This window comes from Bradyrhizobium sp. SZCCHNR1051 (genome assembly GCF_032489615.1).
Lineage (GTDB): Bacteria > Pseudomonadota > Alphaproteobacteria > Rhizobiales > Xanthobacteraceae > Bradyrhizobium.
This window is the reverse complement of record NZ_JAUEYJ010000018.1, coordinates 20,522-37,268: the sequence shown is the minus strand read 5'-3', so window position 1 is coordinate 37,268 and position 16,747 is coordinate 20,522. Positions and strand designations below refer to the sequence as shown.

14 protein-coding genes are annotated in these 16,747 nt (G+C 66.4%); 5 read left to right on the top strand and 9 right to left on the bottom strand.

What is annotated here, in order from left to right:
- Positions 1–198: 198 nt before the first annotated feature.
- A complete protein-coding gene (locus QW868_RS21895) occupies positions 199–933 on the bottom strand; it encodes a porin family protein (RefSeq protein ID WP_315735941.1) in 735 nt (244 codons plus the stop codon).
- 219 nt (positions 934–1,152) lie between these two features.
- The gene (locus tag QW868_RS21890; RefSeq protein WP_315717894.1) at positions 1,153–1,464 is read right to left on the bottom strand and encodes a hypothetical protein; all 312 of its coding nucleotides are present in this window, start codon (positions 1,462–1,464) and stop codon (positions 1,153–1,155) included.
- Between the two features lie 286 nt (positions 1,465–1,750).
- Between QW868_RS21890 and QW868_RS21885 the strand changes: the two genes are divergently transcribed.
- Entirely contained in the window at positions 1,751–3,739 is a 1,989-nt protein-coding gene (locus tag QW868_RS21885; RefSeq protein ID WP_316231492.1) for a methyl-accepting chemotaxis protein, read from the top strand.
- 74 nt (positions 3,740–3,813) lie between these two features.
- Here QW868_RS21885 and QW868_RS21880 read toward each other — a convergent pair whose 3' ends face one another.
- From QW868_RS21880 to QW868_RS21870, 3 genes are read right to left on the bottom strand one after another with little or no spacing between them, the layout of a single operon-like run.
- Positions 3,814–6,078 (bottom strand): xanthine dehydrogenase family protein molybdopterin-binding subunit, encoded by a 2,265-nt coding sequence (locus QW868_RS21880; protein ID WP_316231491.1) that lies wholly within the window; start codon positions 6,076–6,078, stop codon positions 3,814–3,816.
- Positions 6,068–7,126: a xanthine dehydrogenase family protein subunit M gene (locus tag QW868_RS21875; RefSeq protein ID WP_316231490.1), complete on the bottom strand. Its 1,059-nt coding sequence runs from the start codon at positions 7,124–7,126 to the stop codon at positions 6,068–6,070. Before QW868_RS21875 ends, QW868_RS21880 begins: the two co-directional genes overlap by 11 nt.
- Complete coding sequence (locus QW868_RS21870) at positions 7,123–7,617, bottom strand: (2Fe-2S)-binding protein (protein ID WP_316231489.1); 495 nt, start codon at positions 7,615–7,617, stop codon at positions 7,123–7,125. Before QW868_RS21870 ends, QW868_RS21875 begins: the two co-directional genes overlap by 4 nt.
- A gap of 196 nt (positions 7,618–7,813) precedes the next feature.
- Here QW868_RS21870 and QW868_RS21865 point away from each other — a divergent pair, with 196 nt between their 5' ends.
- Positions 7,814–8,413: a TetR/AcrR family transcriptional regulator gene (locus QW868_RS21865; RefSeq protein ID WP_316231488.1), complete on the top strand. Its 600-nt coding sequence runs from the start codon at positions 7,814–7,816 to the stop codon at positions 8,411–8,413.
- A gap of 18 nt (positions 8,414–8,431) precedes the next feature.
- Here QW868_RS21865 and QW868_RS21860 read toward each other — a convergent pair whose 3' ends face one another.
- The 4 genes from QW868_RS21860 to QW868_RS21845 form a co-directional block, all read right to left on the bottom strand.
- Positions 8,432–8,950: a hypothetical protein gene (locus QW868_RS21860; protein ID WP_315735957.1), complete on the bottom strand. Its 519-nt coding sequence runs from the start codon at positions 8,948–8,950 to the stop codon at positions 8,432–8,434.
- Positions 8,937–9,224 carry a hypothetical protein gene (locus tag QW868_RS21855; protein ID WP_315735958.1) on the bottom strand — a complete coding sequence of 96 codons (288 nt, stop codon included), beginning with the start codon at positions 9,222–9,224 and terminating at the stop codon, positions 8,937–8,939. Before QW868_RS21855 ends, QW868_RS21860 begins: the two co-directional genes overlap by 14 nt.
- Before the next feature lie 78 nt (positions 9,225–9,302).
- Positions 9,303–10,004 (bottom strand): alpha/beta hydrolase, encoded by a 702-nt coding sequence (locus QW868_RS21850; RefSeq protein ID WP_316231487.1) that lies wholly within the window; start codon positions 10,002–10,004, stop codon positions 9,303–9,305.
- Positions 10,005–10,802: 798 nt separating this feature from the next.
- Positions 10,803–11,603 carry an IclR family transcriptional regulator C-terminal domain-containing protein gene (locus QW868_RS21845; RefSeq protein WP_316231486.1) on the bottom strand — a complete coding sequence of 267 codons (801 nt, stop codon included), beginning with the start codon at positions 11,601–11,603 and terminating at the stop codon, positions 10,803–10,805.
- A 211-nt stretch (positions 11,604–11,814) separates the two neighbouring features.
- Here QW868_RS21845 and QW868_RS21840 point away from each other — a divergent pair, with 211 nt between their 5' ends.
- The 3 genes from QW868_RS21840 to QW868_RS21830 all read left to right on the top strand — a co-directional run bounded on the left by QW868_RS21840 (position 11,815) and on the right by QW868_RS21830 (position 16,730).
- Complete coding sequence (locus QW868_RS21840) at positions 11,815–13,173, top strand: aromatic ring-hydroxylating dioxygenase subunit alpha (RefSeq protein WP_316231485.1); 1,359 nt, start codon at positions 11,815–11,817, stop codon at positions 13,171–13,173.
- Between the two features lie 193 nt (positions 13,174–13,366).
- Entirely contained in the window at positions 13,367–14,806 is a 1,440-nt protein-coding gene (locus QW868_RS21835; protein WP_316231484.1) for a glutamine synthetase family protein, read from the top strand.
- 319 nt (positions 14,807–15,125) lie between these two features.
- Positions 15,126–16,730 (top strand): hybrid sensor histidine kinase/response regulator, encoded by a 1,605-nt coding sequence (locus QW868_RS21830; protein WP_315778407.1) that lies wholly within the window; start codon positions 15,126–15,128, stop codon positions 16,728–16,730.
- Positions 16,731–16,747 lie beyond the last annotated feature (17 nt).

The window sequence follows — 16,747 nt, the reverse complement described above, 5'->3', positions numbered from 1 at the left end:
GCAGTATCGCGGCGGGCGGTTAACAAATCCGGGAAACTACTCGGGCAGCGCTGAGTTTTCTCGCATTTTCGCATTTCACCGTGCGGCATTTAACAGGACGGAAAGGATTGTTGAGCCGCGCTTTCGATAACCTATGACAGAAAAGGCCGGCATCGCTGCCGGCCTTCCCGTCGTTTGTTGTTATTTGACGCCTGCGGATCAGTAGCGGGCCGCGAGCGGAGCGCCCCAGTTGAAGCGGTAGTTCACGCCAGCCTTGAAGGTGTGGTCGTCGGTGGTGAAGCTGCCGGTCGGGACCAGCGCGGCGGGCGCCGTGAAGGTGGCGCTGCCGAAATTGTAGTACTGATACTCGGCCTTGGCCGACCAGTTGGGCGCGAACATGTATTCGAGTCCGCCGCCGACGGTCCAACCGTTGCGATGGTCGCCATTGGTCGCGAAGCCGACCGGCGTGCCGGCGAACGTCACCTTCTCGTTGTTGTCGGAATAGGCGTAGCCGCCCTTCACGTAGAGCAGGCCCGGACCCCAGGTGTAGCCGAAGCGGCCGGTGATCGAGCCGAGGCCGCGCTGGCTGTTGGTGTAGACGAGGCCGCCGGGGAAGGCGGCGCCGACGCTGCCGCTCAGCCAGCTGTACTGGCCCTCGGCGCCGATCACCCAGGTCGGTGCGAACTGCCAGTCGGCGCCGACCTGCACGCCGCCCAGGAAGCGGCCGTTGGAGTTGTTGCCGGTGGCGAGGCCGGAGAAGTTGTTGTCGCTGGAGAACGCGCCGCCGAGATGGGCGCCGAGATAGAAGCCGGTCCAGTTGTAGATCGGAGCGGCATAGGCGGGCGGCGCCTTGGTGGCGTAGGGATAGGTCCGGGCGCCGAGATCGGCGGCGACAGCGGACTGGGCCGAGGCCAGCGCGGCGACTGCAACGGTTGCGAACAGGATCTTCTTCATGGCGGGTCTCCGATACTCAACTAACAAGGCTCGCGCAGCGCGCGCCGTCGATGGATCGGAGATAGATTGCTTTCGAATAAAATGCTGTCACTCGCGCAGCACACTGGCCTCCAACCCGACCTTCTGCGGGCAAAGGTTCTGGCGTAGTTAGCAATGCACTAACGAAGGCTGAACCGGGAGTTAACGCCGGGCCCCTTTGTGCCGCCGCGGCACAACCGGTTAAGGCGCGTTAAGAGCTCGATGCAGGGCCGCGACTGCGTCGCGCAGCTGCTCGCGATGAACGATGTCGTCCTTGGGCATCGAAGCGATGCCGGCGGCGAGCTCGTGAAGGATCGCGGCGAGCAGTCCAAAGTTCAGATGCATATGGATCGACTTGCGGACGTCCTCGGGGCCGGGGCGCTCCAGGGTCAATGCCAGGCCAGATGATTCGAGATGGGCTTCGAACCGCGAGGAATGCTCGAACGTGCCGGCATAGAATTTGTCGGGATATTCGAGCGCGATCTCGGCCTTGTCCGGGATGGGTTTCGACATGGTAGCTCCTGAGCGGCGATGCGCGCATGTTCGCAGATCCGCCTCCCGCCGCCTTGCGCCAGGTCATAGTGGGCGGAGCGCCTGCGTCCCCCGATCGAGTCGGGCCGGACCGCATTTCTACGGGGGCGGAAATTTACCTTCCCTGAGAAAAGGTTGTGCACGCTGATCAAATTGACGACTCGATGCCGGTCGTTCCGGACGGACCAGCTCCATGCAAGCGAGCGGAGAGGGCTCCGGCGGGGCGACGGCGGGTGCAGTCCACCCTCCAGCGAAATGTGCCGCCGACATGAAGATGCGTCTCTCCATTTCCACGTTCATTGCGGCTTTTGGCCTTGTGCTCGCACTCGGCTTCGGTGCGGTCGTGCTGACCAGCGCCTATGCGCTGCGCGAGCTCAAGGTCGGCGGGCCGCTGTATGACAAGATCAAGCTCGGCAATGATCTGGTGGCCGACATCCTGCCGCCGCCTGAATATGTCCTCGAGGCCTATCTCGAGGCGACCCTCGCACTCCGGACGCCGAAGGATCTCGACACGCATGTCAGTAAGCTCTCGCAGCTGAAGAAGGACTACGAGGATCGCAAGACGTTCTGGACCGGCTCGGCGCTGCAGCCTGATCTGAAGTCGCTGCTGGTCGAACGATCGGACGGTGAGGTCCGGAAATTCTGGCAGGCCCTGGAGGCCGAGTTGATCCCGGCGCTGCGCTCCGGCGACATGGCGAAGGCCGATGCCGCCTATGCCCGGCTGGCCGAAGCCTACGCCGCCCACCGCGCGGTGATCGATACGCTGGTCGACAAGGCGAACAAGCTGAATGCGGACATGGAGGCCACGGCGGCGACCCAGGATCGCAGCATCTCCATCGTCGTGTGGACCGTGTCCGGCATCGTTCTGGCTCTGGTCGTCGCCGGCATGTCGGGGCTGGTGATCGGCGTCGTCCGTCCGCTGTCGCGCATGACCGGCTTGATGCGGCAGATCGCCGAGGGCGATCTGTCGGCCGACATTTCCTATTCGGAACGCGGCGACGAGATCGGCGCGATGGCGGGCGCGCTGAGCATCTTCAAGACCAACGCGCTGGAGAATGCGAGCCTGCGCGACAAGCAGGAGCGCGACCGTTTGGCCGCCGAGGAGCATAAGAAGCGCGCCATGCTCGACATGGCCGACGTGATCGAGCGCGAGACCGAGACGTCCGTCGAAGCTGCGGCCGGCGCATCGCGCCAGGTCGAGGCCGTCGCCGCAGGCCTCTCGAAACTGGCCGAGGAGCTGTCGACCGATGCGCAATCGGTGGCCGCAGCCTCGGAGCAGTCGCTCTCCAATGCCCAGACGGTCTCGTCGGCAGCCGAGCAACTGAGCTCGGCGATCCGCGAGATCTCGAGCCAGGTGGCGCGCGCCAGCGCGATCACCAAATCGGCGGTGACGGAGCGCGAGAAGGCGAAGAACACGATGCTCTCCTTGTCCGCGGCCGTGGACAAGATCGCCGAGGTCTCCAACCTGATCGGCGGCATCGCCGAGCAGACCAACCTTTTGGCGCTCAATGCCACCATCGAGGCGGCGCGCGCCGGCGACGCCGGCCGCGGCTTTGCCGTGGTTGCGGCCGAGGTCAAATCGCTGTCGGATCAGACCGCCAAATCGACCGAGGAGATCTCGCGCCTGATCGGCGAGGTGCAGACCACCACGCAGGCGACCGTCGACGTCGTCGAAGGCATCGGCAGCCAGATTTCCGAGATCGACGAGGTCGCAGCCTCGATCGCCGCGGCGATGGAGGAGCAGCACGCGGCGACCCAGGAGATCAGCCGCTCGGTCCGGTCGTCGGCGAGCGCGGCGCGCGATGTGTCGTCCAAGATCGGCAATGTCGGCAGGGACGCCGGCATGGTCAACGATCGGGCCGCCGAGGTGCGCAACGCCATCGGCTCCGTGGCAACGGGCCTGACCTCGCTCCGTGCCACGCTGGTGAAGGCCGTCAGGGCCGCGACCGCCGAAGCCGATCGCCGTCAGTCGCCGCGGTTGAAGTCGAGCCTGTCGATCAAGGTCGTCGACGATCGCAGGGGCGCGGTGAAGGCCGATCTGGTGGACATTTCCGAAGGCGGCGCCTGGTTCCGCTTCGACCCCGAGCCTGGCATCGGCGATCGCGGCGTCATGGAATTCAGCGGCTTCGACGGCAGCGTGCAATATCGGGTTCGCGCCCGTGAAAAGGACGCGCTGCATGTCGAGTTCGACCCCGGCCAAAATCGCGAGGCGTTCCTGGCGTGGTTCAGGCGGACCTTCGCGAGGCAGGCAGCGTAGACGGAGCGCCGTCGCTTGCCTCCGCTCTCGGCCAAGAGAACGGAGGCTTCGTGCCGGTCCTCAACGCGCCAATGTCATTGGCGCGAGACCAGATCGCTGATCCGCACCGGAAAGCGCCTGATCCGAATGCCGGTCGCGTGCGCCACCGCGTTGGCGACCGCCCCGGCGGAGCCGGTGATGCCGATCTCGCCGACGCCCTTGATGCCGAGCGGGTTGACGAACGGATCGTGCTCCTCGACCGTGAACGCCTCGATCGCCGGGACGTCGGCATTCACCGGGACATGATACTCGCCGAGATTGGCGTTCATGATGCGGCCGCTGCGCCGGTCGGTGACGGCCTCCTCGTGCAGCGCCAGCGAGATGCCCCAGATCATGCCGCCGATGAGCTGGCTGTTCACCAGCTTCGGATTGATGATCCTCCCGGCCGCAAACGCGCCGACCATCCGCGTCACCCTGACCTGGCCGAGATCGGGATCGACCTTGACCTCGGCGAAGACGGCGCCATGCGAGCTCATCGCGTACTGCTCGTTGGCGGCGGGATCGGGCACGCCTGAGCCGAAGCCCTCGATCTCGGCGAGACCGGCGCGGGCCAGGATGTCGGCATAGCTCTCGCCGCGGCTGTCATCGTCGCGCCGCAGCAGCCGCCCGTTGCGAGCGATCACGCCGGCATTGCCGGCGCCGAACAGTGGCGAGCGCTCATCCGCCGTCGCAAGCCCGGCAAGCTTCGCGATGACCGCGGCTCCCGCATTGTGGATCGCGGTGCCCACGGTCGCCGTGTGGGCCGAGCCGCCGGCGATGCCGGCATCCGGCAGATCCGACGTTCCGGCCTTGAACGTGACCTGGTCGAGATCGAGCGCGAGAGAATCCGCGGCGATCTGTGCGAACGCGGTCCACGCGCCCTGGCCCATGTCGTGCGCGCCGCTCTCCACCACGCCGCTGCCATCGCGCCGGATCACCGCGCGCGCCTGGCCTGCGAACATCAGCGCATGGAACGTCGCCGTGCCCATGCCCCAGCCGACCAGGAAGCCGTCCTTGTCGCGCATCGTGCGCGGCTTCAGCGGCCGCTCCCACCAGCCGAAACGCTCCGCACCTTGCGTGTAGCACTCGCGCAGCGCCTTGGACGAGAACGGCTTGCCGGTGGCCGGCTCGACCTCGGCGTAGTTCTTGACCCGGAAGGCGAGCGGATCGAGGCCGCAGGCCTCGGCCATCTCGTCGACGGCGCTTTCCAGCGCGATCGAGCCCGGCGCGATGCCGGGCGCGCGCACGAACAGCGGCGTGCCGGTGTCCATGCGCACCGCGTCATAGGTGGTCGCGATCGCCGGCGCGGTATACAGCGTGTGCGTGACATGCGCCGCCGCCTCGTAGAAATCCTCGAAGCTCGAGGTCGCGATCCGCGCGTGATGATGGATCGCCGACAATTGTCCCGCGCCGCTTGCGCCGAGCTGCAACGTCTGCCGGGTCGGCGAGCGATGGCCGAACGGACCGTAGAGCTGCTCGCGGCGCACCACGAGCTTCACCGGACGTCCGGTCAGCTTCGCGGCGAGGATGCCGAGGATCTGCGGTCCCGCGATGAGGCCCTTGCCGCCGAAGCCGCCGCCGAGATAGGGGCTGCGGATCAGGATGCTCTCCGGCGCGATGCCGAACAGCTCGGCGAGGCGCCCGCGCATCATCACGAGGCCCTGGGTCGGCGTGTCGATGACGAGGCGATCGCCCTGCCATTCGGCGACGATCGCATGCGGCTCCATCGCGTTGTGATAGTGCGCCGGGGTCTCATAGGTCGCGGTGATCTGCCTGTCGCTGCCCGCCAGCGCGGCCTCGACATCGCCATGGTAGCTCTCGGCAGGAAATCCCATGCCGACCACAGGCGGCACGTAGGCGTCGCTGGCGTCGAGCCCGATGCGGGCCGGCTCGACTTCGTAGCGCGGGGACAGCAGAGCGGCGCCTTCGGTCGCTGCTTCCAGGCTCTCGGCGACGACGAGCGCGATCGGCTGGTTGGCGTAGCGCACGCGATCGTTCTGCAGCGCCTCGAACCGGAACGCGAACGGATTAGGCTTGCCGTCGGGATCGGCGTGCAGCGGCGGCCGGTTGGCGGAGGTCATCACCTCGACCACGCCGGGATGCGCCTTGGCGGCTTCGACGTCGAGCGCGACGACGCGGCCGCGCGCGATGCTGGAGACGGCGAGCACGGCATAGAGCAGGCCGGGCGGATTGTTGTCGGCGGCGTAGCGTGCCGTGCCGGTGACCTTGGCGCGGCCATCGACGCGCGACAGCGACTGGCCGATGTTGGAGCCGTGTCTGATATGGGCGGGATCGCGGGAGAGATTGAGCTCAGGCGTCATGAAGCACTCCTGGAACGGAGGAGAAGGGAGAGGCCGGCAGCGCCGGCATGCGCGACGGCGTGCCTTGGCTCGCGGCTTGCAGCGCGCGCACGATCAGGCTGCGCGCGAGCGGGATCTTGTAGGCGTTGTCGCCGGAGGGCTTTGCGTCGTGCAGCGCCGCCTCGGCGGCGCGTTCGAACAGGCGCGCATCCGCGGGCTGCCCTGCGAGCAGTGCTTCGGCCTGGTGGGCACGCCATGGCTTGGCAGCGACGCCGCCGAGCGCCAGGCGCGCCTGCTTGATGCTGCCGTTCTCGATCACGAGACCGGCTGCCGCCGAGACGATCGCGAACGCGTAGGAATTGCGCTCGCGGACCTTCAGATAACGCGCATGCCTGGCGAAGGCGCGTGCAGCCGCCGGCAGCCGGATCGCGACGATCATGTCGCCCGACGCGAGCACGGTCTCCTTCTCCGGCGTGCTGCCGGGCAACAGATGCAGCGCCTCCAGCGCGACCTCGCGCCGGCCCGCTTTGCCTTCGATCTCGACCACGGCATCGAACGCCGCCAGCGGCACGCAGAAGTCCGAGGGATTGGTGGCGATGCAGGCCTCGCTCCAGCCCAGCACAGCGTGCTGGTGGTTGTCGCCGCCGCGGGCGTCGCAGCCGGCGCCAGGCGTGCGCTTGTTGCAGGCCGACGCCGGGTCGTAGAAATAGGCGCACCGCGTCCGCTGCAGCAGATTGCCGCCGACGGTGGCCGCATTGCGCAATTGCGCCGACGCGCCGGACAGCAGCGCTTCCGCCACCGCCGGAAAGTCGCGCGCGAAGCCTGAATCATGCGCGAGATCGGCATTGCGCACCAGCGCGCCGATCCTGACATCGCCATTGCCGAGCGTCTCGATGCGCGTGAGCTCGGCGAGATGCGAGATGTCGACCAGCCGTGCCGGTCGGACGACATTGCCCTTCATCAGGTCGAGCAGGTTGGTGCCCGCGGCGAGATAGGCGGCGCCGGGTGCGCCGGCGGCGGCAATCGCTTCGGCGACGCTCGACGGCTTCACATAGTCGAACCGGTTCATGCCGCGCGCTCCGTCTTGTCAGCAAGCGTCGCCTGCGCGTCGAGCACGGCCTCGACGATGCCGACATAGGCGCTGCAGCGGCACAGATTGCCGCTCATGCCTTCCCGGACGCGGTCCGGGTCGTCGCCGGCCTGGCCTTCATTGATGAGCCCGACCGCGCTCATGATCTGGCCCGGCGTGCAGAAGCCGCATTGCAGGGCATCATGGGCGATGAAGGCTTCCTGCACCGGGTGCAGCTGGTCGCCTTGAGCCAGTCCTTCGATGGTGGTGATCGCGGCGCCGTCGAGGCTGACGGCCAGCGTCAGGCAGGAGTTGATGCGGCGGCCGTCGACCAGGACGGTGCAGGCGCCGCACTGGCCGCGGTCGCAGCCCTTCTTGGTGCCGGTGAGGTGGAGGCGCTCGCGCAGCAGGTCGAGCAGGGTGACCCTGGGGTCGTCGAGCGCAAGCGTTCGCGGCTCACCGTTGACGGTGAGTCTGACAGTCCAATTCATGCGTTGTTCCGATCGAAGCGATGGCCTAATCGGATCGCAGCGGGCACCGCCTTACGGGCGATGGTCCGTCCAGATCCAGCGACCGCGGGACGACAGCTCAGGAAGGTTGGCTGTCCCGGGCGGCAGGTCTATTTATACGGAGGGTTCCTCCGTTTAGCAAGGGGACATGAACGGTCCGTCATCAAGAGCTGGTGAGATGCAGACGAAACCACAAGAGCGGCCGCGCAAGCCGCGCGCCGATGCGCAGCGAAATCGCGAGCGCGTGCTGGAGGCCGCTAAGGCGGTGTTCAGCGCCGGCGGCGCCGAAGCCAGCCTGGAAGCGGTGGCGCGCCAGGCCGGCGTCGGCATCGGCACGCTCTATCGTCACTTCCCCACCCGCGAGGACCTGTTCGAGGCGGTGTACCGGCGCGAGGTCGAGCAGCTCTCGGAGCTCGCCGAGGCGCTGAAGAGCGAGCCGTCGCCGGTCGAGGCGCTGCGGCGCTGGCTGCGCTCGACGGTGCAGTTCGTCGCCACCAAGAAGGGCATGATGGCCGCACTGGCGATCGTCATGAACGCGAACTCCGAGCTCGCCGCCTATTCGCACGGCCATCTCACCCGCTCGATCGGCGCGCTGCTGTCGCGGGCCGTCGAGGCCGGCGAGATTCGCAGCGACATCAGCGCCGACGACGTCCTGCGTGCGCTGATCGGCATGTGCTACATGCACGACCAGACCGGCTGGCAGCAGAGCGTGCTGCGGCTGCTCGATGTGTTCGTGGACGGGTTGCGGGTGGGGAAGGGAAGAGTCAGCGAAGCGTAGTTGGCTTTCCGTCCTGGCTCAGCGGGGCGGGAATAGCAACAACGTCAACAATGTCAGGAAAGTTTCCTGGTTTTGGACGCGAGCGGCTTCGAAGCTCGCCAATGCAGCTCTCGCCATTCTGATGGCGAGCTGCGCATCCAGGGTTTTGACGCGGATCATCGGATTATAGTCGGCTTCATGGCGTTTCTCTTGCAGCTCCAGGACAGCGAATGCGAACGCTTGAAGGTTTGCTCCAAAGCCTCCAGAGGGCGCAAACGGGAGATATTTGGCGGAGAGCTTCGACTTTTTGATCTCCTCGCATAGCAATCGGAGGTCTCGATGATCCACGGCTCTATAGACGAGGGCGTATGAAGGTGTCCCTTGTTTCGTCTTGCCAACGAATTGATCTGCAGCGGCGATGAGCGTTGCATGAAACAATCCATAGTACGCAGCCGAAATTGCGCGACGGATGTTCACCTGCCGTGGTGGCCCCGCCGCAGGCGGAACGATCAACTGCTCAGCCTGCTGAAACAGATGCTCCGGATTAAGTATCGCCAACGGCCTCGTTCTCCGCCTCGTATTCGATCAGCGGAAAACGGTCCTCGCCTGCGGCCTGGAGCTGCTCTTGGATCTGGACCAGCGTATCCAGTACTGCTTCTCCCTCGATGTTGGTCCCTTGGATGGGGCTCAATACGATGGTGATCCGCAGCGCGTCACGGCCTTCGGAGTCCGCATAGGACGCCGTCGTGACGTCTGTTACCGCGGCGGAGCTGCTCAGATTCGCAGTGGCGACCTCGCGGGCGATCTTGGCGATTTTGGCGTTATCCAGCATTGTCGCAATATACGCTGCATTCCGGTGAGTTGCCACCGGCCAGCGTGCAGAGTCTCATATGATGGCTCATTGGCGATCTCACCCCCTGAGCCACTCCATCAGCGCCTGCGCGGTCTCCTCCGGCTGCTCGGGCTGCGGCAGGTGACCGCAATTCTCCAGCACGACCAGCCAGCTGCCGTCGATGCCGTCGGCCATCTCCTTCGACAGGCTGTTCGGGATGGTGTTGTCGGTGTCGCCGGTGAGCACCAGGGTCGGGCAGCGGATCGCGGTCAGTGTCGGCCGCGAGTCCGGGCGCGACATGATGGCCGTCAGCTGCCGGATGAAGCCGATGACGCCGACCTCCTCGGCCATGTCGTGCACCAGCTGGCGCAGCCGCGGATCATCCTGGCGCGACGGATGCACGAAGCCTGAGAACAGCTCGTCGACCACGCCGTGATAGTCGCCCTCCTTGGCGCGGGTGATCATGGTGCGGCGGCGGGCACTCGCCTCCGGCGTGTCGGGCCTCGCCTGGGTGTTGATCAGCGCCAGCCGGCCCACGCGCTCCGGCGCCTGGCGCATGATCTCGAAAGCGATGTAGCCGCCCATCGAATGTCCCGCGAGCGCGAAGCGCGGCGGCGCCTCGGCCAGGATTCGGCGGGCGATCGCGGCCATGCTGTCATCGCGGATGTGGTTGGCCACCATCACCGGCCCGAGCCGCCACAGCGCCGGGATGACCGGCGCATAGATGCGGGGCGACGAGATCAGTCCAGGCACCAGCACGAGCGGCAGCGCATCAGTCATGGGTCTTCCCCCGGAAACGGCGTTCACCTGGTCCGGGTGTTTTCCACCCGGCATGCCATTTACGCGCGTGAGGCGGCCGATGTCCAACGATGTGCTCCGCTTCGCGCCCGCCGCCCAGGGCGACGACCTCGTCCTCAGCCTTGCCCTGGCTCCTCCTGCGCCTCTTCGCGACGGCGTATGGCCGGACGGACGCAGTGATCGGGTCGCACGCGATGCTGCTTGGGCCGCGGCGCCTTTGGCTTTCGTGATTGCGGCGCCATTCGCGGCAATCTGGTGGCGTCGTCCGCAATTCGCGCGCGAGGCGGAGGTCGAACTACTTCCGCTCCGGATCATGCCACCATCGCACGCAGCGCGATGATACCTGGATGGATCGTCAATCGTGGCAAACAGGGTCGAGCGTCACGATAATATCACGTAATGGGCGTGGGGCCAGGCGTCGGAAGGCTTGCGACTACAACGATTAGTTCGGGCAGCCGGTAACTTCACGTGGCCGGCGATGGCCGGCTCTCTCGTCCTGTTGCGGCGATGAGTTGGTAGCACCGCGCTGTCCGTGATGACATCGGAACGATTGTCGCGCGAAGTCCGGCTCTCACGAGAACGGCGAGTGCGCCGATCCGCGATGCAGCGAGGGTCGGGACGATGTGCTCGATCAGCGGCGCGACGATGCGTCCCGGCGATGTCGCTGCCGGATGGAGCAGCGGCGCTCGTGGCCGCGAGTTCGATGCGAAGGTTGCGGTGGCGTGACCTGATGCGCGAGCGAGAGCCAGCGCGCCAGCGGCCGAGGCCTCTCCCCGACGATCAGACGAGCAGTGGCTGCGCCGTCGCCGCGAGCTTCTTCAGCAGCGGCAGGAAGCGCTCCTTCATCTCGTCGACGCCGATGCGATCGACGTGGCCGCCGATGTTGGCGGCGGCGATGATGCCGCCGTCATAGCGGCGAATCGGCACTGAAATCGAGCGGAAACCCTCCTCCGCCTCACCGTCGACGAGCGAGTAACCGTCGTCGCGGACGGCGATGATCGACGCGAGCAATGCTTCCTTGTCGGTGATCGTCTGCGGCGTCATCTCGGTCAGCGTCATGCGCTCGACGGCCTGGCGCAACTGATCGTCCGGCATCCGGCTCAGCAACACGCGGCCGACCGACGTGCAGAACGCCGGTAGCCGATAGCCGATTTCGAGCCCGGTCGAGAACATCCGCGCCGACGTCGCGCGCGCGATGAAGACGACCGACTCGCCGTCGAGGACGGCGAGCGAGCAGACCTCGCGCGCCTCGCTGGCCGTGCTGTCCATCAACGGCTGCATCACGCTGTTGATCTGGTTGGAGGCGAGATAGCTGGAGGCCAGCAGCAGCACGCGCGGCGTCAGCGAGAACAGCCGGTCGTCGCCATGGACGAAGCCGGAGGCCTTCAGGGTCAGCAGAATCCGTCGCACCGTGGCGCGAGCAAGGCCGGTGAGTTCCGCGGCCTTGCTCAGCGTCATCGGCCGGCCCTCGCGGCTGAAGGCTTGTATCACCCGCAGGCCGCGATCGAGCGCTTCCACGAACTCGGGACCGTCGCCCCGAGCCTGCTTCTTCTCCTCATCAGTGCGCTTCAGTTTCGGCATCGGCCTGACATGATCCGCTGTTGTTGTTTTCGGCTGCAGTGAAGCTGCAGTCCGTTTGCCCCTCGGCTTCGGTTGTAGCTTTTTCACTTGCGCTTCTCCCCACTTAAAGCGAATCTAATCTGGGCGAACATGTGTTCGTCTAGCGAACATTATTAGATGATCGCGTGACGCTCAACGCCCGACTTGCGACGGAACAGGAGAGACGGCCATCATGATGAGCCAGGAGCAAAACGACCTGATCACGCGCGTCGGACTCGGCGCGCCCGCCGGTAAACTAATGAGGATGTACTGGCAGCCGGCCGCGCTGGTCGATGAGCTCGCGGGCGAGCGGCCGGTGCGCGCGGTGAAGCTGCTCGGTCAGGACTTCGTGCTCTTCAAGGATGCGCAGGGCCGCTACGGACTACTTGATCGCGATTGCCCGCATCGCGGCGCAGATCTCGCCTTCGGACGGCTGGAGAACGGCGGGTTGCGTTGCGCCTTCCATGGCTGGCTGTTCGACGCCGACGGCAATTGCCTGGAGACGCCGGCCGAACCGGCCGGCTCGCCGCTGTGCAAGAACGTCAAGCAGCGCGCCTATCCCGTGGTCGAGAAGGGCGGCATCCTCTGGGCCTGGCTCGGCGATGGCGCAGCCCCGGCGTTCCCGGACCTCGACTGCTTCACCGCGCCCGACGCCTACACCTTCGCCTTCAAGGGCCTGATCGAATGCAACTGGTTGCAGGCGCTGGAGGTCGGCATCGACCCGGCGCATGCCTCGTTCCTGCACCGCTTCTTCGAGGACGAGGATACGTCGACCGCCTATGGCAAGCAGTTCCGCGGCGCCTCCGCCGACAGCGAGCTGCCGATGACCAAGGTGCTGCGCGAATATGATCGTCCGATCATCAATGTCGAGCGGACCGAATACGGCCTGCGCATCATCGCGCTGCGCGAGATCGATGCCGAGCGCACCCACGTCCGCGTCACCAATCAGCTGTTCCCGCATGCCTTCGTGATTCCGATGAGCACGGAGATGACGATCACGCAGTGGCACGTGCCGGTCGATGACGAGACCTGCTACTGGTACGCGATCTTCACCAGCTATGGCGCGCCGGTCGACCGGGCGAAGATGCGGGCGCAGCGGCTCGAGCTCTATGAGCTGCCGGACTATCGCTCGCGCAAGAACAAGAGCAACGACTACGGCTTCGATCCTCAGGAGCAGGCGACCGCGACCTACACCGGGATGGGCAACGACATCAACGTGCACGACCAGTGGGCGGTGGAGTCGATGGGCCGGATCCAGGACCGCACCCGCGAGCATCTCGGGCAATCCGACAAGGCCATCATCCAATACCGCCGTCTGCTGCGCGAGCAGATCGAGACGATCGCGCGCGGCGAGCTGCCGATGCTGTTCCTCGATGCCGCGGAGGCCCGCAGCGTGCAGGGCCCGGCGACGATGGACGGCATCGGGCCGACGCGCGGCTGGGAGACCTACTGGATGGAAGTCGACGTCCGCCGCCGCCGCAACGCCCCCTGGGCCCCGCCGGTGCCGGCGGATATCATTCGGCTGGCCCCGCATCTGAGCGCGGCGGAGTAGCTACTTTGCTCCGAGTTGCCGTACGGTGGCCAAGGCCGGCGGAACGGCGCAGCGTGCCGTCCGACGGCGTGCCCACCATTCACGTGCACCGTCGCGGCGGTGGGCGCGTCGTGTTCGCAGCGTCCACTGGCGCAACGGCGGAGGTAGCGCCGCGAACGCGCCTTTGCCCGTCCTACGATTCGAGGAGCCATCGTTGAGTTTCGTCGACAAGCATCAGTTGTGGACCGTCGAGCAGGCCGAGGCCGCAGCGCGCATGCGCCGCCTCGCCGAGGAGCACGGCCTCACCACCATCCGCTTCTCGTTCCCGGACCAGCACGGCATCCTGCGCGGCAAGACGCTCACCGTCGATGCGGCGCTGTCCTCGCTCGAGGACGGCTGCTCGATCACGACGACCCTGCTCGCCAAGGACACTTCGCATCGCACCGTGTTTCCGGTGTTCACCGCCGGCGGCGGCTTCGGCATGGCCGAGATGCAGGGCGGCAGCGATGCACTGATGGTCGCCGATCCCACCACCTTTCACGTGCTGCCCTGGGCGCCCGGCACGGGCTGGGTGCTGTGTGATCTGTACTTCGCGAATGGCGCGCCGGTGCCGTTCGCCACGCGCAATCTCTATCGGTCGACATTGGCGACGCTCGATCAGCGTGGCTATCAGTTCATGGCCGGCCTCGAGGTCGAGTGCCACATCTTCAAGGTCGAGGATCCCAGGCTCGCGCCCGGTGACGCCGGCTCGCCCGGTCAGCCCGGCGTGCCGCCGACGGTCAGCCTGCTGACCCAGGGCTATCAATATCTCACCGAGCAGCGCTTCGATCAGATGGAGCCGGCGCTCGAGATCATCCGGGCGAACCTCGTCGCGCTCGGCCTGCCGTTGCGCTCGATCGAGCTCGAATACGGGCCGAGCCAGTGCGAATTCGTGCTGCAGCCGGGCATCGGGGTGGCGCCTGCAGATACGATGGTGCTGTTCCGCAGCGCCGTGAAGCAGATCGCGCAGCGCCACGGCTATCACGCCACCTTCATGTGCCGGCCGCGCATCCCCAACGTGATGTCGTCGGGCTGGCATCTGCACCAGTCGCTGGTGGCGCGCGACGGCAGCAACGCGTTCATGACGGAGGACGCCGAAGGTCTGTCCACGCTCGGCCGTCACTACATGGCGGGCCTGCTCGCGCATGCGCGCGCCTCCGCGCTGTTTTCGACGCCGACGATCAACGGCTACCGGCGCTACCGCGCCTATTCGCTGGCACCGGACCGCGCCATCTGGGGCCGCGACAACCGCGGCGTCATGATCCGCGTGCTCGGCGGCCCCGGCGATCGCGCCACCCGCCTGGAGAACCGCATCGGCGAGCCCGCCGCCAATCCCTACCTCTACATGGCCTCGCAGATCGCAGCCGGCCTCGACGGCATCGACCGCAAGATCGATCCCGGCCCGTCCGCTGACGTTCCCTACGAGACAAAGGCAGATCTCCTGCCGAAATCCTTGGGCGAAGCGGTCGATGCGCTGAAGCAGGACGCGTTCTTCCGCGAAGCCTTCGGTTCGACCTTCATCGACTACTACACCTTCCTCAAGACCGCCGAGCTCGAGCGCTTCCAGGCCGAGGTGTCGGACTGGGAGCAGCGCGAATATTTCGAGATGTTCTGACCACGATGCAGCGCATCGCACGCTGCGCGTCAGCCCGCCGTCGACCCGGATGCTCTGCCCGGTGATGTAGGCCGCGCTCCGTCGGCGGACGCGCAATGCGCCGACGATGATGCGGCTCGGGTATTTCCGTATCCTCCGGATTTGTTCCCCCGCCGCCTCCTCGCATTTTCGTGAGCCCTGTGTCCGCCATCCCGCGCGCAGGCATGCCTGCGGGAACCCGATCCCATCCATCGGCATATCGAAGGGGCGCGTTGCGCAACTCACGCCGGTGCCGGCGCGACCCTGCATGTCATGGAGAGAGAAGGCGGAGCAAGGAAGCATGTTGGAACACAAGCCGCAGCGCGATCGCGCGGTCGTCGACAGCGGCGATGCATCCGATCTGTCATCGGAGCGCCACGACATCTTCTTCGCGGCCGTCGAGACCACGCGGATGCCGATGATCGTCACCGATCCGCGCCGGCCCGACAATCCGATCCTGTTCGCCAACCGGGCGTTCCTGGAAATGACCGGCTACGAGACGTCCGAGATCGTCGGCACCAATTGCCGTTTCCTGCAGGGGCCGGACACCGACCGCGACACCATCGCAGCGATCCGCACGGCGATCGCCAACCGCCAGGACATCGCGGTGGAGATCCTCAATTATCGCAAGAATGGTGCTGCGTTCTGGAATGCGCTGTTCGTCAGCCCGGTCTACAACCGCGACGGCGAGCTGGTCTATTATTTCGGCTCGCAGCTCGACGTGTCGCGCCGCCGCGACGCCGAGAGCGCGCTGGTGCAGTCGCAGAAGATGGAGGCGATCGGCCAGCTCACCGGCGGCATCGCGCACGACTTCAACAACATCCTGCAGGTCATCATCGGCTACACCGAGACCCTGCAGGGCGCCGTCGCCGATCTGGCCCCGCGGCACCGCCGCGCCGTCGAGAACATCCGCACGGCCGCCAACCGGGCCGCGACCTTGACGCAGCAGCTATTGTCGTTCGCGCGCAAGCAGCGGCTCGACAGCCGGCCGATCAACCTCAACAACATGATCGAGACCATGGTGCAGATGGCGCGCCACACGCTCGGCGACAGCGTGCGCATCGTCGTCAAGGCGCAGCCGGGCCTGTGGAACAGCCGCGTCGACCAGACCCAGGCGGAGGTCGCGCTGCTCAATCTGTTCGTCAACGCGCGCGATGCGATGCCGCACGGCGGCACGTTGACCATCCGCACCGAGAACAGGGAGATCGCGGAGGAGGACATCGTGCAGTTCGGCGTGCCCAAGGGCGGGCGCTATGTCGTGCTGAAAGTGTCCGACGACGGCGTCGGCATTCCGCACCATATTCTCGCGCGAGTCGCCGAGCCGTTCTTCACCACCAAGGAGGAGGGCAAGGGCACCGTGCTCGGCCTCGCGATGGTCTACGGCTTCACGCGGCAGTCCGGCGGCAGCACCTATATCTACAGCGAGGTCGGGCTCGGCACGACCGTGCAGCTGCTGTTTCCGGCGACCGAGCAGGCGATCGCCGCGCCCTCGATCCGGACGCAGATGGCGATGGAGCGGTCGGGCAGCGAGCGCATTCTGATCGTCGAGGATCGTCCGGACGTGGCCGAGCTCGCGCGCTCGATCCTGGAGGATTTCGGCTATCGCATCGAGGTCGCCGCCAATGCGCATGCCGCGCTCGAGCTGCTGGATTCGGAGGCCCGCTTCGATCTCCTGTTCACCGATCTCGTGATGCCCGGCGGCATGAACGGCACCGTGCTGGCGCGTGAGGCGCGCAAGAGCCAGCCGAAATTGAAGGTGCTGCTCACCACCGGCTATTCCGATGCTGCGGTCGAGCGCGCCGATGCCAACATCGGCGAGTTCGAGATCATCAACAAGCCGTACCGCCGCACCGATCTGGTCCGCCGCGTCAGGCAGTTGCTCGACGGCCCCACCGGCGTGACCTGATGCGACGCTTGACCCGG

Coding starts and splice junctions, on each gene's coding strand:
- QW868_RS21880 (WP_316231491.1), bottom strand. CDS start 6,078: ATGACGCCTGAGCTCAATCTCTCCCGCGATCCCGCCCATATCAGACAC.
- QW868_RS21875 (WP_316231490.1), bottom strand. CDS start 7,126: ATGAACCGGTTCGACTATGTGAAGCCGTCGAGCGTCGCCGAAGCGATT.
- QW868_RS21895 (WP_315735941.1), bottom strand. CDS start 933: ATGAAGAAGATCCTGTTCGCAACCGTTGCAGTCGCCGCGCTGGCCTCG.
- QW868_RS21855 (WP_315735958.1), bottom strand. CDS start 9,224: ATGCTGGATAACGCCAAAATCGCCAAGATCGCCCGCGAGGTCGCCACT.
- QW868_RS21840 (WP_316231485.1), top strand. CDS start 11,815: ATGATGAGCCAGGAGCAAAACGACCTGATCACGCGCGTCGGACTCGGC.
- QW868_RS21885 (WP_316231492.1), top strand. CDS start 1,751: ATGAAGATGCGTCTCTCCATTTCCACGTTCATTGCGGCTTTTGGCCTT.
- QW868_RS21845 (WP_316231486.1), bottom strand. CDS start 11,603: ATGCCGAAACTGAAGCGCACTGATGAGGAGAAGAAGCAGGCTCGGGGC.
- QW868_RS21865 (WP_316231488.1), top strand. CDS start 7,814: ATGCAGACGAAACCACAAGAGCGGCCGCGCAAGCCGCGCGCCGATGCG.
- QW868_RS21890 (WP_315717894.1), bottom strand. CDS start 1,464: ATGTCGAAACCCATCCCGGACAAGGCCGAGATCGCGCTCGAATATCCC.
- QW868_RS21870 (WP_316231489.1), bottom strand. CDS start 7,617: ATGAATTGGACTGTCAGACTCACCGTCAACGGTGAGCCGCGAACGCTT.
- QW868_RS21850 (WP_316231487.1), bottom strand. CDS start 10,004: ATGACTGATGCGCTGCCGCTCGTGCTGGTGCCTGGACTGATCTCGTCG.
- QW868_RS21830 (WP_315778407.1), top strand. CDS start 15,126: ATGTTGGAACACAAGCCGCAGCGCGATCGCGCGGTCGTCGACAGCGGC.